The sequence below is a fragment of the Romboutsia sp. 1001713B170131_170501_G6 genome, from assembly GCF_015668195.1.
Lineage (GTDB): Bacteria > Bacillota > Clostridia > Peptostreptococcales > Peptostreptococcaceae > Romboutsia_C.
Genome location: NZ_JADPFC010000004.1, coordinates 169116 through 193661, shown reverse-complemented (window position 1 = coordinate 193661; position 24546 = coordinate 169116). Strand labels below are relative to the sequence as shown.

Here is a 24546-nt window from a genome sequence, read left to right as displayed (position 1 = left end):
TTTAAAACACTACTTTAATATAAAGGTGATTAATATGGATAATCTAAATACAGCTATAATACTAGCTGGTGGAAAAAGTAGTAGAATGGGGTTTGATAAGCAATTTTTAGTAATAAATGAAAAGAGATTAATATTAGAAATTGCTAAAAAGCTAGAAAAACACTTTAAAGAAATAATAATAGTGACTAATAAAAAAGAATATTACAAAGATTTAGGGTACAAAGTTGTAGAGGATGAAATAAAGGGGATGGGACCACTGGCTGGAATAAGTGTAGGGCTTAAAAATAGTAGTAGCTTATATGCTTATATATTAGCTTGTGATATGCCTGTTATAGATGATAATTACATAAAATACATTAAAGAAATGGTAAATAAAGACATAAAAGATAAAAATGAATCTCATATTTATATATCTTTATTAAATGATAAAATTCAACTTTTTCATGGTGCTTATAAAAAAAAATTAGGATATGAGATGAAAGATTATATATTAAAATCAGATAGAAAGTCTATAATAAGTTTTTATGAAAGAAATAATAAAAATGTACATTATGTTAAAGAAGATGAATTTAAAAAGTATAAATTTAATGAAAACATGTTTATAAACATAAATACAAAAGAAGAACTAGATTATTATAAAAAGGGAATTTATACCTATGGATGTGGTTAAAAAATATAAAATAAAAAGATATATAAATGGTGAAATAATAGAAATTGATGATGATATAGTGGTAGAGTATTTATTTACTATATATATAAATGAATATGAATATATAACGCTAATATGTACTCCAAGTTCATTACTACATTTAGCAGTAGGATTTTTGTACTCAGATGAGATAATAACTTCATATAGTGATATCAATAGTATCAATGTATTTGAAGAAGAGGGATATGTAGATATAAAAATAATTAATAAAAATAATATAGATAATAAGTTAAATGAAAAAAGAGCTATAACTAGTGGTTGTGGCAAGGGAAGTATATATTACAAGTCTTTAGAAAAGTTAAAAACAAAATCTGATGACATTTTAAATATAGATACTTTAGATTATAAAAATATAAACAAGCTTATAAATAAATTCAATGAAAAGTCAGAAGTATTTAAAAATACTGGTGGTGTTCATAGTGTAGCTCTTAGTAACTTTAAAGAAATATTATTTTTTAAAGAAGATATAGGTAGGCATAATGCATTAGACAAGGTGATAGGGAAGTGTTTAATAGATAATATAGATATAAATAATAAGTTAATACTTACAAGTGGAAGAATAACATCCGAAATAATATTAAAATGCTTTAATTTAAATATCAAATATATAGTATCAAGATCAGCTATAACTCATATGGCTATGAAATTATCAAAAGAATTAGGTATTATAGTAATAGGTTTTGCAAGAGGAGAAAAAATGAATATATACAATGATTAGTAAAATGGTTGTGAATTATTATATATATTTTATAAGTATAGCTCTATGATAAGAAATAAGGAAATTGATATAATATAGATATTAATAATATTTAAAATTTAGGAACTTAAAAAATGAGAAGGTTAATATAACTATAATAGTATAAAGTTACAAAAATATAAAAGATAAATTTATAAATTAATATTTACTAAAAATACTAGAATAATATTTTCTAGTATTTTTTACGCTTAAGAAAACTATGATACTTTAAAAACTGTGTATAACTATTGAAGTTAAGTAACACCAATCAGTTTGCAGAGCGTAAAAAAGACATTTTTAGCAACGGACGAAGTCGTTGGCGACATGAAGTATAGCGCCAACGCAGTGACTTAGGCGAAGCGAATTTTTTATGTTTTTATAAAAATAAGTGAAAAAAATAAAAAAGTTAAAACTTTTTACTAAAACCTAGAGTCTAATAAATGTAATCATAAATGAAAGTATGAAGGGAGTAAAAAAGTGGATGAAGTAATACTAGCCGAAAGAGCAATAAAAGGTGATAAAGAAGCTTTTGAGAAGTTGATAAATATGCACTCAAAAAGACTATATAAGGAAATATATATAAGGTGTAAATATGAGGAAGATGCAAAGGAAATATTTCAAGAAACAGTATATAAAGCATACAAGAATATAAGAAAATTAAAAGAGCCTAAATATTTTAAAACTTGGATAAGTAAAATACTTATAAATACAACAAATGATCATTTAAGAAAAAATGGAATGATAGATTTAGGACATGATGAAAATTCATATATAAAAGAGATTTTAATAGATGATAGAGTTGAAGTTAAAATAGATTTATACAATGCTATAGATGAATTAGAAGATAAATATAAAGATGCAATTATACTTAGATATATAGAAGATTTAAAATTAGAAGAAATATCAAATATACTAGACCGTCCTATTAATACTATAAAAACACATCTAAGAAAAGCAATAAAAGACATGAAAAATCTATTAAAGGAGGGCTATGAGAATGAGTAAAAAAAATAAAGTTGAAAATAATTTAATTGATATAGATATAGATATAGATAAAGAAATTAAGGATTTTTACATAGATAAAGAAAAAATAGAATCAATTGAGATTCCAGATGATTTAAATACTTTAATAAAAAATGCGATAGATAATGCAGAAAAAGATATTAAGATAGAAAAAAGTAAAAAGAAATTTATGTATATAGCAGCAAGTTTAGGTATTATATTATCTGTTGGCATATATAATCCTGTGCTTGCACATAAGCTACCACCAGTTAAAAATTTCTTCCAAACTATAAATGATACTTTGCAAGTAGATGAAATTGCATCTTTTATAGGAGTAGATAAATATATACCAAAGGCCAAGTTAGATGAAAATGGTAGCATAAAGTTTGAAGTAGTAGAAACTACAGATTACAAGGTAAATAAAACTGATGAAGACTTAAATAAAGAACTTAAAGATTTAGATAAAGAAAAAAATAAAGATATAAAAGAGGAAGATAACGTACAAGTAAATAACTTATATATGCCAAATAGTGAATATCAAAGTATACAGTTTATACATGAAATGGCAAATAGTATTATAAAAGCTGTAGATGATAGAAAGTATGGAATAGTAGAGATAACACCTGAAAGTGTAGATATAGCTATAACTTCTTTAGGATATGTAAAAGATAATGACGTTAAGGAATACCTAAATAGACAATTATTAAACTGGAAAAAAGGTGATTTTGATAATGCAGTAGAAGTTCATAACTATGTATGGAATATACTAGGGGGAGAGGTTGGAAAAGCAATATCTATAAAGCATGATGAAGTAAATAAAATAAAATCTAAATATTTTAAATAAGGAGAATTTTAATGAGGGGATTAAAAAAAATACTTATATTTTTAGGGGTAATTATAATGACTACGCTATCGCTAGCAGGATGTAGTAATGAAGATGAAGTACAAAAAAGCATAAGTGGTTTTGCTAAGGATTTGAATGAAAGAAAATTTGATAATTTATATGAAAATATATCTAATAAATCTAAAGAAGAGATATCATTTGAAGAGTTTACAGATAGATATAAAAATATTTATAGTGCTATAAATGTAGAAGATATAAAGGTAGATGTAAAAGAGATAGATAAAGATTTAAATATAATAGCATATATGAGTATGAATACTATAGCAGGTAAATTAGATTATGATAATTTAAATATAAATTTAGTCAAGGAAGATAATAGATATAAAATAATATGGGATGAAAGTCTAATACTACCTAATATGAAAAAAGGTGATTTAATAAGAGTAAAGAATATAAAGGCTACTAGGGGTAAAATATTAGATAGAAATGATGAAGAACTAGCCGTAGATTCTAATGTAAACTCAGTTTATATACACCCAGAAGTATTTAATAAAAATAAAATAGAAAATATAGACAAGGTAGCAACAATATTAGATATAAGTAAAGAGTATATAGAAGATACAATAAAAGATAAGCCAAGTAATCAACTAACACATCTATTAAATGTATCAAGATATGAAATTGATAGAATAAATAATATCAAATTAATAGAAGGAATTAGTCTAAAAGAAGAAGTGTCTAGAGTGTATAAAAATAGTGAAGCTTTTGGAAACTTAATTGGATATGTAGGAAATATAACAAAAGAAGAACTAGAAAAAAGTAAAGGATATTCACAGACTAGTAAGATTGGAAAAGCAGGACTAGAACAAATATATGAAGATAAACTAAGAGCAATTGATGGAGTAGAGATTTATCTAGAAAGAGGAAATGAGAAAATAGAAATAGCTAAAACAAATCCTATAAACGGAAAAGATATAAAACTATCTATAGACTCTAAGCTTCAAGATAATATATATAACGAATTAAAAGGAGATAAAGGAGCTTCTATAGTAATTAATCCATTAAATGGAGAAGTATTAGCTATGGTAAGTTCTCCATCTTATAATTCTAATACATTAGTTACATACAAGACTAAAGAAATAGCTAATGAGTGGAAAAATCAAAATAACATACAATTTGAAAATAGAGCTAATAATGCCTACTCGCCAGGTTCAACTATAAAATTAATTACATCTAGTATTGGATTAGAAAGTGGTGTTATAAATCCTAATGAATATATGGATATAAAGGGAGTTAGCTGGCAAAAAGATAGCAGTTGGGGTGATTATAGCGTAACAAGAGTAAAAGATACAAAAGGACCTGTTAATCTATATGATGCAGTAAAATTCTCTGACAATATATATTTTGCAGATAAGACTATAAAAATAGGAGAAAAAGAGTATATAAAAGGATTAAAAAAGTTTGGTATAGGAGAAAAAATTACTTTTGAATATCCTATGCAAAATTCTCAAATATCTAATAATGGGAAATTAGACAATGAAATCCTTTTAGGAGACACAGGGTATGGCCAAGGGGAAATATTAATGACTCCATTAGATGTTGTACTTTATTATAGTGCTTTAGTTAATGACGGAAATATAATGGTACCAAGACTTGTTATAAGTGAAAACAAAGAAAGTAAAGTATATAAAAATGCTATAGATAAGAAATATATAAAAGAATTAAAAAAATGTTTTAAAGGTGCTATAAATGATGAAGATTCAACAGGATATCTAGCTAAAATAGAAGGTGAAAATATAATGGGTAAAACTGGCACTGCTGAAATAAAAAATAGTAAAGATGATAATAGTGGTATTAAAAATGGATGGTTTGTTGCAGTAAATGAAGATGAACCTAATATAGCTATATCTATGATAGTAGAGAATATAAATAAATCTACTAGTGAATATGTAGTACCTAAGGTTAAGAATATATTAAATTATTACTTAGGAAAATAAAAAAGAAGCCGACAGGCTTCTTTTTTATATTATAAAGAAGTAGTAAAATCCAGGTGTAATATAGATTAAATAAAATAGTTTTTTATATTAATAATTTAAACTAGATTAAGGAAAGATATTAATGATTAAAAATAATTTTAATAATCAAAATATAAAATGCTAATATGAGGGATTAACTAATGGAAAATATAATAAAAAGAGATGGAACAAAAGAGAGATTTGATAAAGATAAAATATATAATGCTATCTATAAATCAACCATAAATAGCAAGTTTGATGAAGATAAAGAGTTAGCCATAGATATAGCTAACAAGATAGAAAGAAGTATAATTAATGCAAATAAACCTATAAATGTAGAAGAAATACAAGATATGGTAGAGTTATATCTTATGGAATCAAATAGAAAAGATGTAGCTAAAAAGTACATATTATATAGAGAAAAAAGAGCAAATATAAGATATTCTAAGTGGAAAATGGAAGAACTTCAAAAGTCTATATGGTCAAATAAATATCAATATAATAATGAAAGCTTCGATGAGTGGCTAGTAAGAGTATCTGGAGGAAATAAAAAGATAGAAAAGCTTATAAGAGAGAAGAAGTTTTTATTTGCAGGGAGAATACTTGCAAATAGAGGCCTTAATAAGCATGGGATAAAAGTAACTTATTCTAATTGTTATGTATTATCTAGACCGAAAGACAATATAGAGTCTATATTTGATACTGCAAAATATTTAGCTAGAACATTTAGCTATGGAGGAGGAGTCGGAATTGATATATCAAACTTAAGGCCAAGAGGCTCAAGGGTATATAATGCAGCAAAGACTACTACAGGAGCTGTATCATTTATGGATCTTTATTCTATGACAACAGGCCTTATAGGACAAAGGGGAAGAAGAGGAGCTCTAATGATATCAATGGATGTAAATCATCCGGATATAGAAGAGTTTATAGATATAAAAACAAATTTGGATAAAATAACCAAAGCGAATATATCAGTTAGAATAAATGATGAATTTATGAGAGCTGTAGAAAGTAAAGAAAAGTTTATTTGCAAATTTTTAGTAAAAGAAACTGATGAAATTATAAATAAAGAAGTAGATGCATATAGTTTGTTTATGAAACTTATACAAAATAATTGGGATTATGCAGAGCCAGGTATCTTATTTTGGGATAATATAAAGAAAAATCACTTATTAAGTGAAGATAAAAATTTTAGATATGAAGGTGTAAATCCTTGTGCAGAAGAGCCATTACCAGCTGGAGGAAGTTGTTTACTAGGTTCCATAAATTTAGCAGAGTTTGTAGTAGAGCCATTTACAAAAAAGGCAGTTTTTGATTTTAATAAATTTAAATCAACTGTACGAGATTGTGTTATAGGATTAAATGAAGTGTTAGAAGAAGGTCTTAATCTTCATCCACTAGATATACAAAAAGAAAGTGTAAAAAATTATAGACAAATAGGTTTAGGTGTTATGGGAATAGCAGATATGCTTATAAAGTTAAATTTAGTATATGGAAGTGAAAATTCTATAAACTTATGTGAAAAGTTATCAAAGATTATGTTAAATGAGGCTTTAAAGCAATCAGCAATTCTTTCAAGAGATTATGGAAGTTATGAAAAGTATGATGAAAAGGTAGTTTTTAATTCAAAGTTCTTTAAAGAAAATGTCAATGAGGATGTTAAGAATCTAATTAGGAAATATGGACTTAGAAACTCTCAATTATTAACAATACCACCTACAGGTTCTATATCAACTATGCTTGGTATAAGTGGCGGTATAGAGCCAATATTTAACTTATCATATATAAGAAAAACAGAAAGCTTGCATGATGAGGACGTATATTACAAGGTATACACTCCTATAGTAAAAGAGTATATGGATAAATATAATATAGGAAATGAAAAAGATTTGCCAAATATATTTGTAACAGCTATGAACCTAAATCCAGAAGATAGAATAAAAATGCAAAACGCATGGCAAAAACATATAGATGCATCTATATCATCTACAATAAATCTATCTCATGAAGCTACTGTAGATGATGTATATAATATTTATATGAGTGCTTGGAAAAATAATTTAAAAGGGATAACTATATACAGAGATGGTTGTAAAAGAAGTGGGATATTAGTTAATGAAAAGCCAAAAGATAATAAAAAAGAAAATTTATATGAAGATATAGACACAATAGAAAATGAAAAATTTATATGCCCAGAGTGTAAAAGTGAATCTATAATACCATCAGGTGGATGTGGAGTATGCTTAAAATGTGGGTATAGTAAGTGTAACTAATAAAAAGGAATTCTAGCAAATAAATAGAACTATAAAAGAAATAACAAGGGGGTATAGGGGGAGATTACATGTTAAAATTTACTAAAGAAATAGTATATGGGTTTATGCGTGGTCAAATGTTGGGATATAGTAGATGAAATATAAAAAAGAGCTATCTTTATAAAGAAAGCTCTTTTTTTTGTTGTATATTTATGTATTTTGGGTTAACTATTTTAAAAAGATGAAAGTATATATTTTACACTTTGAGATTTTAACATATCTCTTAACTTTTCTCTATGATTTAGAAATCTAAAGTACAAATCTTCTGATGGTTTAGGATCTCCATATACTCTCCAATATTTAGTGTTATGAAATTTATAACTACCATAACCCATAAATCCTACGACATCTTTAAGTGGATATCCTAAAAATATACCTATTTCATCTGGAAAATTATTTCCCTCTAATTTATTTATCAAGTGGTTAAGATATAAATCTATATCCAAATTAGATGGATAACCTAAATATTTTAAAAAGTTATGAATTTTTTTATTATTTAATTGAGTAGATAAGGAATCTTTATTTATAAATAATAGTTTAAGTCCCTTTTCCTTTTTATCTATTATTATATAATCAATTTTTTTACATAAGTTAAAGTGATTTTTTATATCGTCTATTTTACTGTCTTTATTTTTATCAAAGCTAGGAATACTAAGTATTTCGCAAGGCTTAGAACCCATAAGTACAGGACCTAGTATTTCTAGTAACCATTTTATATATGATGAATTTATATTATTTTTACATGAATAACAGTTCAAAATTATCAACTCCTAATGAAAATTATTATCAACTAATTACATTATAAAATAAATGATAATCAATTTCAATACTAAAAATTTTATTAATTAATAATTTTTAGTATATGTAAAATATTACGTTTAGTATCAGGTATAAATATTTTATTATCGTTATATAACTTAAATTAAATACAAACTTTATCATAATATTTTTACTAAAAGTTTGTTCAAAAATCATAAAAATAATACAGAAATATGGATTAATTTTTATGGCAATTATGGCAAAATAAGAAATTTAAAATGTTAAATTTTTTATAATAATATTTTAAATTTAGTAAATAATAGTAGAGTAAATAATTACATAAAGAAAAATTGGAGGTAAAATATGAAACTAAAAAAACTTATGACAATAGGACTTTCATTAATGTTATCACTTGGAGTCGTAGCATGTAATAACAATGACAAAAAGGCAAACGAAAATGCAAAAGGTACAAAAGTAGAGACTCCAACAGGAGATGATACTTCTGTAAGAGACAATGATTATGTAAGCCAGTACTCAAGATTTTATGGAGATTATATGAATGATTTGAATAATTATAAAGTTTACTTATCTCCACAAAATGTAGCTAAGTACTATGAAACAAATGAGTACCCAGGAAATGAAAAATATTTATCTAATGTAAAAGAGGCATATAAAGATGCAAGAGATAAAACTCAAGCTTTTGTAAATAATTTAAAAAATGATGTAAAAACAGATGATAAAGAATTAAATAAAATGAATAAGGATCTTATAAGAGAAGGCGAAAAAACTATAGATAATATAGATACAAAATTAAAAAATTTAGATAAAATATCAAAAGAAGATTTAAGTAAATCAAAAGAAGACTTTATGAGAGATGTAGATAAAGCAACAAAAACAGATGAAGGTACAAAAAGTCAATTTGAAAAATTATTAGAAGATATGAATAGATCATTAGGAATAGATACTAATAAATATAACAATAATAATAACAATAATAATAACAACAATAATAACAATAATAATAACAACAATAACAATATTAATAAAAATGATAATATTAAAAAGTAATATTAATAAAAACATCTATAAATCTTTATAGGTGTTTTTTTATTAATTAATATATATAAATTTATATAATTAAAAACTAAAAAAGTGGTATAAATTGTAAAAGGATATTTAGTATATATAGAGAATAAAATAAATATAAAATATAAAAATAGATTACTTTTTTAGGTATTTAGCACATAAATATTAAATAAGTAATTTATATATATAAAAACATATTAATTATTTATGGTATAGAATTAAAGATATTTTGTATTGAAAGTAAACAAAAAAATGTCGAAGTAATGTAAGGAAAGGGGGAAAACATTTATATGAAAAAGCTAAGGATTACAGAAACTGCATTAAGAGATGGACATCAATCACTAATAGCAACTAGGTTAAAAACCGAAGAAATACTTCCAATACTTAAAACTATTGATGAAGTAGGATACTACTCTTTAGAGGTGTGGGGAGGAGCTACATTTGATGCATGTATACGTTTTTTAAATGAAGATCCTTGGGAAAGGTTAAGACTTATAAGAAAAAATGTTAAAAATACTAAACTTCAAATGTTACTTAGGGGACAAAATTTATTAGGATATAGAAATTATGCTGATGATATAGTAGATAAGTTTATAAAATTATCTATAGAAAATGGCATAGACATAATAAGAGTATTTGATGCTTTAAATGATGTAAGAAATCTTGAAGCATCTATAAAGGCTATAAAAAAATACAATGGTCACTGTCAATGTGCTATATCTTATACAACAAGTGAAGTGCACACGACAGAGTACTATTTAAATTTAATTAAGACGATGGAAAATATGGGGACAGATTCTATATGTATTAAGGATATGGCAGGAGTATTAATGCCTTATGAAGCTTATGATTTAATAAAGAAGATAAAGTCTATAACTAATTTAGATGTACAACTCCATACTCATTGTACTAGTGGTATTGCAGATATGATATACATGAAGGCCGTAGAAGCAGGAGTTGATATAATAGATACTGCTATATCTCCATTTAGTGGAGGAACATCACAGCCGCCAACAGAGTCACTTGCACTAACTTTTGCAGGAATGGATAGAAACCCATGTCTTAATACTCAAAAGCTTTTAGAAGTAGCTGAATATTTAAAACCAATAAGAGATAAATATATGAAAGAAAATATATTAAATCCAAAGGTATTATTAACAGAACCACAAACTCTAAAATACAAAGTTCCTGGAGGAATGTTGTCAAATCTTTTATCACAATTAAATAGTCAAAATGCATTAGATAAATATGAATATGTATTAAGGGAAGTGCCAAAAGTTAGAGCTGATTTAGGATATCCACCACTAGTTACTCCTATGAGTCAAATGGTTGGAACACAAGCATTATTTAATGTTATAAGTGGTGAAAGATATAAACTTATTCCAAAGGAAATAAAAGATTATGTGAGAGGAAATTATGGAAAGTCTCCAACTAAAATAAGTGAGGATATAAAAGAAAAAATAATAGGGGATGAAGAAGCTATAGATATAAGACCAGCAGATTTAATAGAACCTGAGTTTGAAAAAATAAAAAAAGAATTAGGTTATTTAGCTAAATGTGATGAAGATGTATTAACTTATGCTTTATTTCCTCAAGTAGCGCCTAAATTTTTAAAAGAAAAATATAAAGAATGTGAAAATAAGAACGAGACTGAAGAGGTAATTTATATTAATTTAACTATGTAAATGGGGGGTAGGGATGGATAATAAAATATTTATAATTGACGGTATATATGTAACGGTTATAAGTATGGCAATAGTATTTATAATTCTCTTATCAATAGCACTAATACTTAGTTCTTTTAAGATTATATTTAAAAATAAAGATAAAAACTTAAATGAAGATGAAATAGCTTTAACTAATGAAGAAGATGATGAAGAAAAAATAGTAGCAGCACTAGCAGCATCTATAATGGCAAGAAGCAATACTAATCCAAACCTTCGTATAAAAAGTATAAAAAGAGTAAGATAATTATTAAACTTAAGATTATATAAATATAGAAAAGGGGAAGAATATGAGTTGTAAAAAATATAATATAACAGTAAATGGGAAAGTATATGAAGTTGAAATAGAGGAGGTTTTACCAAATACAGAAAAAGAATTTAAAGTTAATAAAAATATAGAGATTAAAAAAGATAGAAATCAAGAAAAAATCAGAGAAAGTAATAACAATACAAGAGATGACAAAGTTATAAAAGCACCAATGCCAGGAACTATAGTAAACGTATTAGTAAAACAAGGGGATAATGTAAAAAAAGGACAGGTTATAGCTATACTAGAGGCTATGAAAATGGAAAATGAAATAGTATCACCTACAGATGGAAGTGTTGAAATTATAAGTGTAGATAAAGGTCAAAATGTAAGTCTTGGAGATAGTTTACTTAAAATAGTTTAAGTAATTAGGGGGATTTATAATGGGAGATATAATAGGGAAGTTTATTACTGAATCAGGATTTTTTATGATGACTTACAAAGAAATTTCAATGATAGTTATAGCTTGTATATTTTTATATATTGCAATAAAAAAGGAATATGAACCATATTTATTAATACCAATATCTATAGGTATGTTACTTGCTAATATGCCAGGAACTGGACTTATGAATGCACCAAGTGATAGTTCAACTGGAGGATTATTATACTATTTATACCAAGGTGTAAAGCTTGGTATATTTCCACCACTAATATTTTTATGTATAGGGGCAAGTACTGATTTTGGGCCATTAATTGCAAATCCAAAGACAATGCTATTAGGTGCAGCAGCACAGTTTGGAATATTTTTTGCATTTTTAGGAGCTATATTCTTAGGATTTAATGGGTTAGAAGCAGCATCAATTGGTATAATAGGGGGAGCTGATGGACCAACTGCGATTCAATTAACATCTATTTTAGCACCACATTTACTAGGACCAATAGCATTAGCAGCTTATTCATATATGGCACTAGTTCCAGTTATACAACCACCAATAATTAAATTACTAACAACTAAAGAAGAAAGAAATATAAAAATGGAACAGCTAAGAGGCGTATCAAAGAAAGAAAAGATATTATTCCCAATAGTTGTAATGATATTAGTTATAGGTATACTTCCGACATCAGCACCACTTATAGGGATGCTAATGTTTGGAAATTTACTAAAAGAAAGCAATATAGTACCAAAGCTTGTAGAAACAGCACAAAATTCACTTATGTATATAGTGACTATAATACTTGGATTAACAGTTGGTGCTACAGCTAATGCAGAGACATTTTTAAATCCTAAAACACTAGGAATAACACTAATGGGCCTAATTGCATTTTCAGTAGGAACAGCATCAGGTGTATTATTTGGTAAAATTATGTGTAAATTAAGTAAAGGCAAAATTAATCCTATAATAGGGGCAGCAGGAGTATCAGCAGTACCAATGGCAGCAAGAGTTGTTCAAAAGGTAGGTCAAGAAGATAATCCATCAAATTTTTTATTAATGCATGCCATGGGGCCTAATGTGGCTGGTGTTATAGGTTCAGCTGTTGTTGCAGGGATATTACTTAAATTTTTCGGATAGAGTAAAAGAGTACTTCTTAGAAGTACTCTTTTTTTATAAAAATCAGTATACAAAATATAGATTTAAGAGAAACTAAATCAGAAATACATTTGATAAGGAGTTTTTCATATGGTTTTTTATATATCCGTAGCAATAATCGGGTTATTTGTATTGTGGGGACTTATATCTCCAAATTCTTTAGCAAGTACAGCTACACTTGCGCTAGCTTTTACAACAGATAAATTTGGATGGATGTTTCTTATAATCACATTTTTAGTATTAGTATTTATGATTACATTAGCCTTTAGTAAATACGGTAGACTAAGACTTGGACATGAAGATGATAGACCTGAATTTAGCAATATAACTTGGTTTGGAATGTTATTTAGCGCAGGAATGGGGATAGGTCTTGTATTTTGGGGAGTAGCAGAACCTTTAGATCATTATATTTATCCTTTATCAGGAATACCAAAACTTACGCCTGAAGCTGCTAATGCTGCTATAACTTTTTCATTTTTTCATTGGGGACTTCATGCATGGGCTATATACTCTTTAGTAGGACTTACTATAGCTTACTTTAGATTTAGAAAGGACAAAAAGTTACTTATAAGTCAGACTCTATCTCCAATTATAGGAGGTGATTTGAATTCTCCACAATCTAAGTTTATAGATATTCTTGCAATAATAGCAACAGCATTTGGAGTTGCTACATCTTTAGGTCTTGGAGCCATGCAAATAAACGGAGGACTTAACAATTTATTTGGAATAAATATAAATATACTTAATCAGATAATAATAATAATAATATCTACTATATTATTTTTAATATCTTCAACAACTGGTCTTGAAAAAGGAATTAAAATACTTAGTAATATAAATGTAGGTATAGCTATATTACTTTTAATATTTGTATTTATACTAGGACCAACAGCAAATATACTTGAGGTATTTACTAATAATTTAGGAAATTATCTTCAAAATATTATATCTATGAGTTTAAGACTAACACCATTTGAAGAATCAAATTGGATAGCCAATTGGACACTATTTTACTGGGCATGGTGGATAGCTTGGTCACCTTTTGTTGGTGTATTTATAGCAAGGGTATCTAAAGGAAGAACTATAAGAGAATTTATAATAGGAGTATTATTAGTACCATCTTTATTTAGTTGTATATGGTTTGCTGTATTTGGAGGAACTGCATTAAGCTTAGAGATAAATACAAATCTAGCACTACTTGAAGCATTAAAAGCAGATATGAGTTCAACTTTATTTGTAATGTTAGAGAGTTTGCCATTTGGATATATTATAAGCATAATAGCAACAATACTTATACTTACTTTTTTCGTATCATCGGCAGATTCAGCAACTTTTGTATTAGGTATGTTTAGTGCTAAAGGTTCTATGGAACCAACTAATAAGGTGAAATTAGTCTGGGGAATACTTCAGGCATTAGTTGCAGTAGCACTACTTCTTAGTGGAGGACTTCAAGGACTTCAAACAATGTCAATAGTTACGGCACTTCCATTTAGTATAATATTAGTACTTATGATGCTATCTTTTATAATGGAACTTAGGAAAGAAAAAATATATAAAATACCAAAGCATCCTAAAAAGCACTAGTATTAAAATATACAAATAAGAAAAAATATAAACGATATTACTTTTAAGGAGTGACATTATGAATAATAACAAAAAATGCGAAGGAAATAACCAATGGTCAGGTTCTAATGAATGTGTAACTAATAAAGCTAATAGAAATAAAAAAGATGCTACTAATAATGAGTGGACGTCAACTTTAAAAAATGTTTCTGATAGTAGTAAAATATATAATGATAAAAAATAGCAAAAAGTACCTAGATTAATCTAGGTACTTTTTTATTTAATCTTTATACAATCTTAATGTATATGGAATTATATTAACATTCATTTTATATAAAAAATAATAGAATAATTATATACAAAAATTAGGAGGAGAAAAAATGAATAGCATTGTAATTCAAGTAATATTTTTTATAGCAATAGTTTTATTGCTAGCAAAACCGTTGGGAATTTATATATCCAAGGTATTTAAAGGTAAAAGAGTATTTCTAAGTAAAGTAATAAAACCTATAGAAAAATGGATATATAAAGTTCTTAAAATAAATGAAAATGAAGAAATGTCAGGTAAAGAATATATTTTAAGTTTAATGGCATTTAGTGTCATTAGTTTATTCTTTGTTATGTTTTTACAAATGATTCAGTATATACTACCACTAAATCCACAAAAACTAAGCAATGCAAATTGGGATTTAGCTTTTAATACAGCAGCAAGCTTTATAACTAATACAAATTGGCAAGCATATAGTGGAGAGACTACATTAAGCTATATGTCTCAAATGTTAGGTCTAACAGTTCAAAACTTTGTATCAGCAGCAGTTGGGATAAGTGTACTTATGGTTTTAATAAGAGGATTTAAGAGAACTAAATGCTCTAAACTAGGAAACTTCTGGGTAGATTTAATAAAATCGACTTTATATGTGCTGATACCTTTATCTATGGTACTTGCAATATTCTTAACAACTCAAGGAGTAGTTCAAAACTTTAAACCTTACCAAGAAGTAAGCTTAGTAGAAGAAATAGTTTTAGATGATAAAAGTACAGTAGATACTCAGATTATTCCAGGAGGTCCTGCAGCAAGCCAAATAGCAATAAAACAATTAGGAACAAATGGAGGGGGATTCTTTGGAACGAATTCAGCACATCCACTTGAAAACCCAACATTATTATCAAATATGGCTCAAGTAGTATCAATTATATTAATACCAGCAGCATTATGTTTTACCTTTGGTGATATGGTAAAAGATAAAAAACAAGGAACCACACTTTTATCTGCAATGATAGTAATATTTGTAATAGCTATGGCAACAACTATGTATTATGAATACAAGTCAACTCCAGAATTAGTAAATAATCCATATATATACAGTGAGATAGATGATAGTCAGTCTGGAGGAAATATGGAAGGAAAAGAAGTTAGATTTGGCGTTACAAATTCTGCTATATGGGGGGTAACAACAACATCAGCATCTAATGGTTCTGTAAATTCTATGCATGACTCTTTCACACCAATAGGAGGAATGATTTTAACACTACTTATGCAGCTAGGTGAAGTAGTATTTAGAGGCGTTGGTTGTGGATTATATGGCATGTTAGCGTTTGTAATATTAACAGTATTTATATCAGGTCTTATGGTAGGTAGAACTCCTGAGTATCTAGGAAAGAAAATAGAACCTTTTGAAATGAAGATGGCATCTATTTTAATAATAACTACTCCAGTCTTGGTTTTAGTTGGAACTGCTATGGTTTGTATGTTACCAAATGCAAGTGATTTATTAAATAATAGTGGAGCTCATGGATTTTCAGAAATATTATATGCATTAAGCTCTACAGGAAACAATAATGGTAGTGCATTCGCAGGATTTGGTGCAAATAATGTATTCGTAAATTTATTAACAGGTACAGTAATGTTACTTGCTCGCTTTATACCTATAATATTAATAATAAATATAGCAGAGTCTTTAGCTAGCAAAAAAATAGTTCCACAAAGTTCGGGTACATTAGCCACTAACAATACACTATTTGTATTTTTATTGGTAGGAGTAGTACTTATGATAGGTGCATTAAGTTTCTTACCATCTTTAGCACTTGGACCAATAGCAGAACACTTGAGCATGATATTTTAATATAAGGAGATAAGATTATGGGTGATTTAAATAAGACTTTCATAAATAAAGATATTTTAAAAGGGGCTATTAAAGATTCTATAAAAAAATTAGATTTCAAGAATCAACTAAAAAATCCGGTAATGTTTATAGTTTATGTAGGTTCCATAATAACTAGTATTATAAGTGTTTTATCTATTTTTAACATAACAAATGACAATACATTATTTACTATAACAATTAGTATATTTTTATGGTCAACAGTGTTATTTGCAAATTTTGCAGAAGCAATAGCAGAAGGTAGAGGAAAAGCACAAGCAAGTAGCTTAAGAGCTGCTAAAAAGGACGTTTTAGCTAAAAAGCTCAAAGAGTGTAATATAAATAGTGAATTTGAAATGATTCCATCTAATTTACTAAAAAAAGGAGATATAGTTTTAGTAGAAGCAAATAACCAGATACCAGCAGATGGAGATGTTATAGAAGGGGTGGCATCTGTTGATGAAAGTGCTATAACAGGTGAGAGTGCACCAGTTATAAGGGAATCTGGTGGAGATAGATGCGCAGTAACTGGTGGAACAACGATAGTATCAGACTACTTAATAGTAAAAGTTACATCAAATGCAGGTGAAAGTTTCTTAGATAAAATGATAGCTATGGTTGAAGGAGCACAAAGAAAAAAAACTCCAAATGAAATAGCTCTTCAAACTTTACTAATAGCGTTAACAGCAATATTTTTAGTAGTTACAATTACATTATATCCATTTAGTAGATTTGCTGTAAATCAAAATGGAGTAGGAAGTGTAGTTTCTATAACATCTTTAGTAGCCTTATTAGTTTGTCTAGCACCTACTACAATAGGAGCACTACTTTCTTCAATCGGTATCGCAGGAATGAGTAGATTAAATAATAAAAATGTATTAGCAACATCAGGAAGAGCTATAGAGGCAGCAGGTGATGTAGACATTTTACTTCTAGATAAAACAGGTACTATAACTTATGGAAATAGACAGGCAAGTGAATTTATACCTCTTAAAAATGTAGATATGGAGGAGTTTGTTTATTATACTGAATTAAGTTCTACACTAGATGAAACTCCAGAAGGAAGAAGTATAGTAATACTTGCAAAAAAGAAGAAAGCAATAAATGGAAACTACTTAGATGTTAAAAATCCTGAATTTGTTCCATTTTCTGCAAAAACTAGAATGAGTGGTACTAATATAGGTCAAGACAAGATAAGAAAAGGGGCAGCAAGTGCTATTAAAGAATTCGTAGAAAATATGGGAGGTAATTACCCAAAGGAATGTGATGAGATAGTAGAGTCAATATCTAAAAAGGGAGGAACTCCTTTAGTAGTTTGTAAAAATGAAAAAGTATTAGGCGTAATATATCTAAAAGATATACTAAAAAAAGGTGTATCTGAAAAATTTAACGATCTAAGAAAAATGGGAATAAAGACTATTATGATAACGGGTGATAATCCATTAACAGCAGCAGCTATTGCAGCAGAAGCTGGAGTAGATGATTTTTTAGCAGAAGCAACTCCTAAAGCTAAGCTTGATTTAATACATGAATATCAAAGAAAAGGGCATTTAGTAGCAATGACAGGAGATGGAAGTAATGATGCCCCAGCACTTGCACAAGCAGATGTTGCAGTTGCAATGAATACAGGAACTCAAGCTGCTAAAGAGGCTGGAAATATGGTAGACTTAGACTCAAGTCCAACAAAGTTAATAGAGATTGTAAAAATAGGTAAACAGCTATTAATGACTAGAGGAGCTCTTACAACTTTTAGTATAGCAAATGATATAGCAAAATATTTTGCTATAATACCACCCCTATTTATAGGTATATATCCTCAACTTGATAAATTGAATATAATGAATCTATCTAGCCCAGAAAGTGCAATAATGAGTGCTGTTATATACAATGCACTTGTAATTATAGCATTAGTTCCTCTTGCTTTAAAGGGAGTTAAATACATAGAGCTTCCTGCTAGTAAGTTATTATCAAAAAACTTAATGATATATGGTGTCGGAGGCATTATCACACCATTTATATTTATAAAATTAATAGATATGCTTATAAGCATGATTATGTTTATATAGTTAAATAAGGAGAGTTTAATATGGAATATATAAAAAAAGCATCTTTAATATTTATAATAATGACAGTAATAACAGGAATTTTGTATCCAGTTACAGTAACAGCTTTTGCACAAATATTTGTACCGTACAAGGCAAATGGTAGTATAATAAAAGAAGATGGTAAAAGCATAGGTTCAGAAATAGTAGGACAAAACTTTACTAGCCCAGATTACTTTTGGCCAAGACCATCAGTAACTTCAGACTATCCATATAATGGATTAAGTTCTGCTGGAAGTAATATGTCCCCAACAGGAGAAGATTTTGAAAAAGTAATAGATGAAAGAGTAAAATTATATAAAAAATATGATGAAAATAGTGATAAGAAAATACCTGTTGATTTAGTTACAGCATCAGGAAGTGGATTAGACCCACATATATCATTAAAAGGAGCAATATATCAAGTAGATCGTGTAGCAAAATATAGTAAAGTTTCGAAAGAAAAATTATTAGAATTAATAGATAACAATACAGAAAAGAAATTTATGGGTATATTTGGAGAAGATAAAGTTAATGTATTAAATCTTAACTTAGATTTAGAAAAAATCAAATAGTTAATGGGGGAAATATGAATAGACCAGATCCAGAAAGTTTATTATCAAAATTAAATAGTGAAGAAGAAAAGTCAAAAAGAGGTAAATTGAAAATATTCTTTGGTTATGCAGCAGGAGTAGGTAAAACCTACTCCATGCTTGAATCTGCACATATTCTAAAAGAAAATGGAGTAGATGTAGTAGTAGGATATGTAGAACAACATTCAAGAAAAGAAACTCTAGCTTTAATAGATGGGCTAGAGGTTTTAGACATAAAAGAAGTAAAGTATAAAAATATAATTTTAAAGGAATTTAATTTAGATTTAGCTCTTAAAAGAAACCCAGAAGTAATATTAGTAGATGAATTGGCACATACAAACGCTAAAGGATGCAGACATGCTAAAAGATGGCAAGATATAGAGGAACTTCTAATGGCAGGAATTGATGTATATACTACAGTAAATGTACAGCATTTAGAAAGTTTAAATGATATAATTGAAATTGTTACCAATGTATGTGTAAAAGAAACTATCCCAGATAAAATAATAGATTTATCATCACAACTTGAGTTAATAGATGTAGAACCAGATGTGTTGTTAGAGAGATTTAATCAAGGTAAAATATACAAAAAAGAACAAGCAATAAGAGCACAAGAAAATTTTTTTACTAAAGATAATTTAATAGCACTAAGAGAATTGGCACTTAGAAAAACAGCACAAAAGGTAAATAAAGAGGTTGAAATAACTAGACTATCAAAAGGAAAAGAAATAGTAATCCCAACCTCAGAAACAATACTTGCATGTGTTTCACCATCGCCATCATCTCAAAAAATACTTAGAACTGCATCTAGAATATCACAAGCATCGTTATCAAAATTAATAGCTATACATATAAAAAATCCAAGCCAGAAAGAAATGTCAAAAGAAGCAAAAAAACAGTTAGAAAATAACTTAGAACTTGCAAAAAAACTAGGTGCTGAGATTGTGCTTTTACATGGCGACAATATGGTGGAAGATATTTTAAGATTTGCAAAAATGAGAAATGTAACCAAAATTATAATAGGTAGAAATCATAGAACTCATAGTATATTTTCTAAATTTGTTAAAAAAGATATAGTAGATAAATTAATAGATGAAGCTGACTATATAGATATACATGTAATACCTTATAAAGGAAGAAGCAGTAATAGATATATAACTAAAAATGAAAGTAGTTTAATATCAAAGATTAAAGTAAGTAGTCTTGATATAATAAAATTATTATGCATAACAATAGTAGTTAGTGTAATATCTTCTGTATTAAAATATATGGGATTTATACAAGAAAATATATATTTAATTTATATACTAGGTGTTGCTTTAGTATCTGTTGTTACAAAAGGATATACAGCGGGAATAATAAGCTCAGTTATAAATGTAATCCTTTTAAATTACTTATTTACAGAGCCTTTTTATACTTTAGATATTGATGATCCAAATCATATAATAACACTAGTTGTATTTTGTATAGTAGGTATAATAACATCAACACTTACATCAATAATACAACAGCAAGTTGAAATATATTCAAAAAGAGAACAAAATACTCATATGTTATATGAAATAAATAGAAGCTTCTTGAGATTATCGAATAAAGAAGAAATTATAAAAAAAGGATTAGAATTACTTTCGGTAGGTCTTGATAAAAATGTAGTATGTTATATAAAGGATAAGAAGCAAAAAGAATTAAAATTATATAAGAATATAAAAAACAAAGAAAATGAAAAGATTTTTATATCAGAATCTGAAAAGGCAGTAGCTACATGGGTATTTAACAATAGTACTATTGCCGGAAATGGTACAGCTACATTACCCGGATCAAGAGGTTTTTATATGCCTATAATTGGTATGAATGAGACTTTAGGTGTTATAGGTATTTCTTCTTTAGGTAAAAAGATAGATAATGAGGATATATGCCTAATAGAAGCGGTAATAGCACAAATGGCTATATCTATAGACAGAGAGATATTAGCAGAAGTGCAAAAAGAAGCTAGCCTTGAAATTGAAAGTGAAAGATTAAGAAGTAGCCTATTAAGAGCAATATCCCACGATTTAAGAACACCACTTGCAGGAATAAGTGGTGCAGTTAGTACTATCATAAAAAATAAAGATGCAATAAATGAAAGTATAATAGATGAGTTGTTACATGGAGTATTTGAAGATACTCAATGGTTAATAAGGTTAGTTGAAAACCTACTTAGTATGACAAGGATAGATGAAGGAAAGCTTGAAGTTAAGAAAAATCCAGAAATGATAGAAGAAGTTATATCAGAGACTTTATCCCATATAAAAAAGAGGATACAATATATAAAACTTAAGATAGACATACCAAATGAAATACTATTTGTTCCTATGGATGCTAAACTTATAGAACAAGTATTAATAAATTTAATAGATAATGCCATAAAATATTCTAAAGATGAGTGTGAAATAAATATAAAGGTTTATGAGGAGGGAGAATACATTGCTTTTGAGGTAAAAGACAATGGACCGGGTATTTGTGAAAATGTTATAGATAATATTTTTGATAGATTTTTTACTGGTGAAATAAAATATAGCGATTCTAGAAAAGGAGTTGGGCTAGGTCTTTCCATATGTAAGTCTATAATAAATGCCCATAAAGGTGATATAAGTGTAAGAAATAATAAAGACAAAGGAGCAACATTTAAATTCATACTTCCAAAAGAAGATTAGACAGAGGGGAAATAAAATGAATAAATATCTTATATTAATTATAGAAGATGACAATACAATAAGAAAATTTATAAATGCATCACTAACAACACAAGACTATATGGTTAAAGAAGCGACAACTGGTAAAGAAGGTATATCTCTTTGTATGTCTTACTCTCCAGATGTCATATTACTAGATTTAGGTCTTGAAGATATAGACGGTATAGAGGTCATAAAAAATATAAGAAATCTAAGTGATGTACCTATAATAGTAGTATCAGCAAGAGAACAAGATAGAGAAAAAGTAGAAGCTTTTGATATGGGAGCAGATGACTATATAACAAAACCATTTTCTGTAGCTGAACTATTAGCTAGAGTTAGAGTAGCTATTAGACATTCGCAAAAAAATAAGCCTAAGGCTATAATTAAAAATAATTTTGATTATAAAGATTTATATATAGATTTTGACAAAAGGAAGGTAACAATTAAAAATGAAGAAATACATCTAACTCCTATTGAATATGATATATTATCTTTACTTGTAAGATATCATGGTAAAGTCCTTACACACAAGTTTATTGCAAAAGAAATATGGGGAAGTACGCTTGGAGGTGAAATAAAATCATTAAGAGTATTTATGGCAACGATAAGAAGAAAAATTGAAAAAGAACCAGCAAATCCAGAATATATAATAACTGAAATAGGTGTAGGATATAAGTTAAATGATGAATTATAAAAATAATAATAAAAAAAGAGTACTTAGTCTAAATAGAAGTGTACTCTTTTTTTATAGTAAAATTAAATGTAGCTAATATAGATATTAAATTTATTCAATTTGATACATACTAATCATATGACATTAAAATATATAAAAATAAGGAGGCATAATAGTTGAATAAAGATTTTTTCAATAAAAATGGCATAGAAGTGGCTAAAGGTATATTAGGTAAATATTTAATAAGAAAATGCAACAATGAAACTATAGTCACAAAAATCGTAGAAACAGAAAGTTATATGGGAAAAAATGATAAAGCATCACATGTATATAATGATAAAAAAAGTAATAGAACAGCACCTCTTTATTTAGAAGGCGGTCATATATATGTATACTTAATATATGGAATGTACAATTGTTTAAATATATCTGCAAATAAGGAAAATATACCAGAATGTGTACTTATAAGAGCAGTAGAACCTATTAAAGAAATAGATGAGATATCTTTTAATAGATATAAAAAATATTATAAAGATTTAAATTCATATCAAAAAAAGAATATTACTAATGGCCCAGGAAAGCTTTGCATGGCACTTAATATAGGAAGAGATTTAAATAGTAAAAGTATACTAGGTGAAGAACTTTTTATAAGTGATTTTTATTATGAAGGCAATAAGAAAATATATAGCAGTAATGATTTTGAAATAATACACAGTAAAAGAGTTAATATAGATTATGCTAAAGAAGCTAAAGATTATTTGTGGAGATTTTATATAAAAGACAATAAATTCGTCTCTGTTAAATAAATGTGAGTTTATAGTACAATTATATAGATAATAAATTAATAAAGGAGATATTATGAGACAAAATACAAGCCGATCTTAGAAATTATGATTTAGTGAAAAGCTGAAGTTAAATTTAGACATGAAAAACATTATAATGATTAAATAAATATTAATTTAGGAGTATATCAGTAAAATTTTAAATATAACTTAATTTATTTAAAATAATAAAAAAGGGTACATTTATAGATTTAAATTTTAATCTATAAATGTACCCTTTTTATATAAAAACACATAAATTTAAGCAATTTTAAAATATTTTTTGTTCATTAAATCTTCATATATGTGAAGGTCTTTTTTATTTATTCTAAGAGTCTTAGATATACTACCATAATCTAGTGTAAGATCTACATATTTAGAACCAGCAACTAAATAACCAAATTTGTAACCAGTAAGTTCATCCCAAGAATGTAAAACTCCATCATTAAATATTATGCCTTCATCAAATACTTTATTTTTAATATTATTATGTTCAAGTATAGATACAAATAAAAGTAGTAAAGATATTAATATAAAAGTTAATAAACTTAAAAATATAAACTGTTGCTTAAAAGAAGCATTAAAAAAGTTAGATAAGGTATTAAATCTAAAATCATTTAATGCAGGCAGTATATAAAATATAAGTAAAAGTGCTAAAAAAGAATAATCTGTAATTTCTTTACAGTCAACATTTATTATATTAGTAACTTGTTTTTTAGAATGATTTCTATTAATAGGTACTTTTATAGAATAATATATAGCAAATAGGTTAACACAAATTATTGGAATTATAAAAATAGTTATATTTTGTATCATTATAGATGATATAAAAAATATAAATAAGAATATAAATAATCGTCTAAATATTTTAGTCAAAATAGACACCTCCACAAAATTATCATAAGCATATTATACCACTAAAAATTATAAA

At 27.0% G+C, this 24546-nt stretch carries 21 protein-coding genes; 19 read left to right on the top strand and 2 right to left on the bottom strand.

Going from position 1 to position 24546, the window contains the following annotated elements; all coding sequences use genetic code 11:
- Positions 1 to 34: 34 nt before the first annotated feature.
- The 6 genes from I4U89_RS10975 to I4U89_RS10950 all read left to right on the top strand — a co-directional run bounded on the left by I4U89_RS10975 (position 35) and on the right by I4U89_RS10950 (position 7582).
- Positions 35 to 670 carry a molybdenum cofactor guanylyltransferase gene (locus tag I4U89_RS10975; RefSeq protein ID WP_195940411.1) on the top strand — a complete coding sequence of 212 codons (636 nt, stop codon included), beginning with the start codon at positions 35 to 37 and terminating at the stop codon, positions 668 to 670.
- Positions 657 to 1427, top strand: coding sequence for a formate dehydrogenase accessory sulfurtransferase FdhD (fdhD, locus tag I4U89_RS10970; RefSeq protein WP_195940410.1), 771 nt, complete (start codon positions 657 to 659; stop codon positions 1425 to 1427). The genes I4U89_RS10975 and fdhD overlap by 14 nt, the downstream gene beginning before the upstream one ends.
- A gap of 495 nt (positions 1428 to 1922) precedes the next feature.
- Positions 1923 to 2450, top strand: a complete 528-nt coding sequence (locus I4U89_RS10965) for a sigma-70 family RNA polymerase sigma factor (RefSeq protein ID WP_330615561.1) — start codon at positions 1923 to 1925, stop codon at positions 2448 to 2450.
- Entirely contained in the window at positions 2443 to 3291 is an 849-nt protein-coding gene (locus I4U89_RS10960; RefSeq protein ID WP_195940409.1) for a DUF6241 domain-containing protein, read from the top strand. Before I4U89_RS10965 ends, I4U89_RS10960 begins: the two co-directional genes overlap by 8 nt.
- An 11-nt stretch (positions 3292 to 3302) precedes the next feature.
- Positions 3303 to 5288, top strand: coding sequence for a penicillin-binding transpeptidase domain-containing protein (locus I4U89_RS10955; RefSeq protein WP_195940408.1), 1986 nt, complete (start codon positions 3303 to 3305; stop codon positions 5286 to 5288).
- A gap of 179 nt (positions 5289 to 5467) precedes the next feature.
- Positions 5468 to 7582, top strand: coding sequence for an adenosylcobalamin-dependent ribonucleoside-diphosphate reductase (locus I4U89_RS10950; RefSeq protein WP_195940407.1), 2115 nt, complete (start codon positions 5468 to 5470; stop codon positions 7580 to 7582).
- A gap of 212 nt (positions 7583 to 7794) precedes the next feature.
- Here the strand turns inward: I4U89_RS10950 and I4U89_RS10945 are convergent, their stop codons facing one another.
- Positions 7795 to 8379 (bottom strand): DUF3793 family protein, encoded by a 585-nt coding sequence (locus tag I4U89_RS10945; protein WP_243279198.1) that lies wholly within the window; start codon positions 8377 to 8379, stop codon positions 7795 to 7797.
- A gap of 364 nt (positions 8380 to 8743) precedes the next feature.
- Between I4U89_RS10945 and I4U89_RS10940 the strand changes: the two genes are divergently transcribed.
- The 13 genes from I4U89_RS10940 (at position 8744) to I4U89_RS10880 (ending at position 23600) form a co-directional block, all read left to right on the top strand.
- A complete protein-coding gene (locus I4U89_RS10940) occupies positions 8744 to 9448 on the top strand; it encodes a hypothetical protein (RefSeq protein WP_195940406.1) in 705 nt (234 codons plus the stop codon).
- Between the two features lie 308 nt (positions 9449 to 9756).
- Positions 9757 to 11151 carry an oxaloacetate decarboxylase subunit alpha gene (locus tag I4U89_RS10935; RefSeq protein WP_195940405.1) on the top strand — a complete coding sequence of 465 codons (1395 nt, stop codon included), beginning with the start codon at positions 9757 to 9759 and terminating at the stop codon, positions 11149 to 11151.
- Between the two features lie 13 nt (positions 11152 to 11164).
- Positions 11165 to 11437: an OadG family transporter subunit gene (locus I4U89_RS10930; protein ID WP_195940404.1), complete on the top strand. Its 273-nt coding sequence runs from the start codon at positions 11165 to 11167 to the stop codon at positions 11435 to 11437.
- 43 nt (positions 11438 to 11480) lie between these two features.
- Positions 11481 to 11861 carry a DUF2118 domain-containing protein gene (locus I4U89_RS10925; RefSeq protein WP_195940403.1) on the top strand — a complete coding sequence of 127 codons (381 nt, stop codon included), beginning with the start codon at positions 11481 to 11483 and terminating at the stop codon, positions 11859 to 11861.
- Positions 11862 to 11880: 19 nt separating this feature from the next.
- Entirely contained in the window at positions 11881 to 13011 is a 1131-nt protein-coding gene (locus tag I4U89_RS10920; RefSeq protein WP_195940402.1) for a sodium ion-translocating decarboxylase subunit beta, read from the top strand.
- A 108-nt stretch (positions 13012 to 13119) separates the two neighbouring features.
- On the top strand, positions 13120 to 14613 hold the full coding sequence (locus tag I4U89_RS10915; protein ID WP_195940401.1) for a glycine betaine uptake BCCT transporter: 1494 nt from the start codon (positions 13120 to 13122) through the stop codon (positions 14611 to 14613).
- A gap of 58 nt (positions 14614 to 14671) precedes the next feature.
- Complete coding sequence (locus I4U89_RS10910; RefSeq protein WP_166505610.1) at positions 14672 to 14836, top strand: hypothetical protein; 165 nt, start codon at positions 14672 to 14674, stop codon at positions 14834 to 14836.
- A gap of 136 nt (positions 14837 to 14972) precedes the next feature.
- Positions 14973 to 16715, top strand: a complete 1743-nt coding sequence (gene kdpA / locus I4U89_RS10905; RefSeq protein ID WP_195940400.1) for a potassium-transporting ATPase subunit KdpA — start codon at positions 14973 to 14975, stop codon at positions 16713 to 16715.
- Positions 16716 to 16732: 17 nt separating this feature from the next.
- Positions 16733 to 18799 (top strand): potassium-transporting ATPase subunit KdpB, encoded by a 2067-nt coding sequence (kdpB, locus tag I4U89_RS10900; RefSeq protein WP_195940399.1) that lies wholly within the window; start codon positions 16733 to 16735, stop codon positions 18797 to 18799.
- Between the two features lie 20 nt (positions 18800 to 18819).
- Positions 18820 to 19389, top strand: a complete 570-nt coding sequence (kdpC, locus tag I4U89_RS10895) for a potassium-transporting ATPase subunit KdpC (RefSeq protein ID WP_195940398.1) — start codon at positions 18820 to 18822, stop codon at positions 19387 to 19389.
- 14 nt (positions 19390 to 19403) lie between these two features.
- Positions 19404 to 22100 carry a sensor histidine kinase gene (locus I4U89_RS10890; protein ID WP_195940397.1) on the top strand — a complete coding sequence of 899 codons (2697 nt, stop codon included), beginning with the start codon at positions 19404 to 19406 and terminating at the stop codon, positions 22098 to 22100.
- 16 nt (positions 22101 to 22116) lie between these two features.
- The gene (locus I4U89_RS10885; RefSeq protein WP_195940396.1) at positions 22117 to 22815 is read left to right on the top strand and encodes a response regulator; all 699 of its coding nucleotides are present in this window, start codon (positions 22117 to 22119) and stop codon (positions 22813 to 22815) included.
- A 155-nt stretch (positions 22816 to 22970) separates the two neighbouring features.
- The gene (locus tag I4U89_RS10880; RefSeq protein ID WP_195940395.1) at positions 22971 to 23600 is read left to right on the top strand and encodes a DNA-3-methyladenine glycosylase; all 630 of its coding nucleotides are present in this window, start codon (positions 22971 to 22973) and stop codon (positions 23598 to 23600) included.
- A gap of 276 nt (positions 23601 to 23876) precedes the next feature.
- Here I4U89_RS10880 and I4U89_RS10875 read toward each other — a convergent pair whose 3' ends face one another.
- A complete protein-coding gene (locus I4U89_RS10875; protein ID WP_195940394.1) occupies positions 23877 to 24491 on the bottom strand; it encodes a hypothetical protein in 615 nt (204 codons plus the stop codon).
- Positions 24492 to 24546 lie beyond the last annotated feature (55 nt).

Excerpts from the sequence above, each read along its gene's own strand:
- I4U89_RS10975 (WP_195940411.1), top strand. The coding sequence starts at position 35 with ATGGATAATCTAAATACAGCTATAATACTAGCTGGTGGAAAAAGTAGT.
- fdhD (WP_195940410.1), top strand. The coding sequence starts at position 657 with ATGGATGTGGTTAAAAAATATAAAATAAAAAGATATATAAATGGTGAA.
- I4U89_RS10960 (WP_195940409.1), top strand. The coding sequence starts at position 2,443 with ATGAGTAAAAAAAATAAAGTTGAAAATAATTTAATTGATATAGATATA.
- I4U89_RS10955 (WP_195940408.1), top strand. The coding sequence starts at position 3,303 with ATGAGGGGATTAAAAAAAATACTTATATTTTTAGGGGTAATTATAATG.
- I4U89_RS10950 (WP_195940407.1), top strand. The coding sequence starts at position 5,468 with ATGGAAAATATAATAAAAAGAGATGGAACAAAAGAGAGATTTGATAAA.
- I4U89_RS10940 (WP_195940406.1), top strand. The coding sequence starts at position 8,744 with ATGAAACTAAAAAAACTTATGACAATAGGACTTTCATTAATGTTATCA.
- I4U89_RS10935 (WP_195940405.1), top strand. The coding sequence starts at position 9,757 with ATGAAAAAGCTAAGGATTACAGAAACTGCATTAAGAGATGGACATCAA.
- I4U89_RS10930 (WP_195940404.1), top strand. The coding sequence starts at position 11,165 with ATGGATAATAAAATATTTATAATTGACGGTATATATGTAACGGTTATA.
- I4U89_RS10925 (WP_195940403.1), top strand. The coding sequence starts at position 11,481 with ATGAGTTGTAAAAAATATAATATAACAGTAAATGGGAAAGTATATGAA.
- I4U89_RS10920 (WP_195940402.1), top strand. The coding sequence starts at position 11,881 with ATGGGAGATATAATAGGGAAGTTTATTACTGAATCAGGATTTTTTATG.
- I4U89_RS10915 (WP_195940401.1), top strand. The coding sequence starts at position 13,120 with ATGGTTTTTTATATATCCGTAGCAATAATCGGGTTATTTGTATTGTGG.
- I4U89_RS10910 (WP_166505610.1), top strand. The coding sequence starts at position 14,672 with ATGAATAATAACAAAAAATGCGAAGGAAATAACCAATGGTCAGGTTCT.
- kdpA (WP_195940400.1), top strand. The coding sequence starts at position 14,973 with ATGAATAGCATTGTAATTCAAGTAATATTTTTTATAGCAATAGTTTTA.
- kdpB (WP_195940399.1), top strand. The coding sequence starts at position 16,733 with ATGGGTGATTTAAATAAGACTTTCATAAATAAAGATATTTTAAAAGGG.
- kdpC (WP_195940398.1), top strand. The coding sequence starts at position 18,820 with ATGGAATATATAAAAAAAGCATCTTTAATATTTATAATAATGACAGTA.
- I4U89_RS10890 (WP_195940397.1), top strand. The coding sequence starts at position 19,404 with ATGAATAGACCAGATCCAGAAAGTTTATTATCAAAATTAAATAGTGAA.
- I4U89_RS10885 (WP_195940396.1), top strand. The coding sequence starts at position 22,117 with ATGAATAAATATCTTATATTAATTATAGAAGATGACAATACAATAAGA.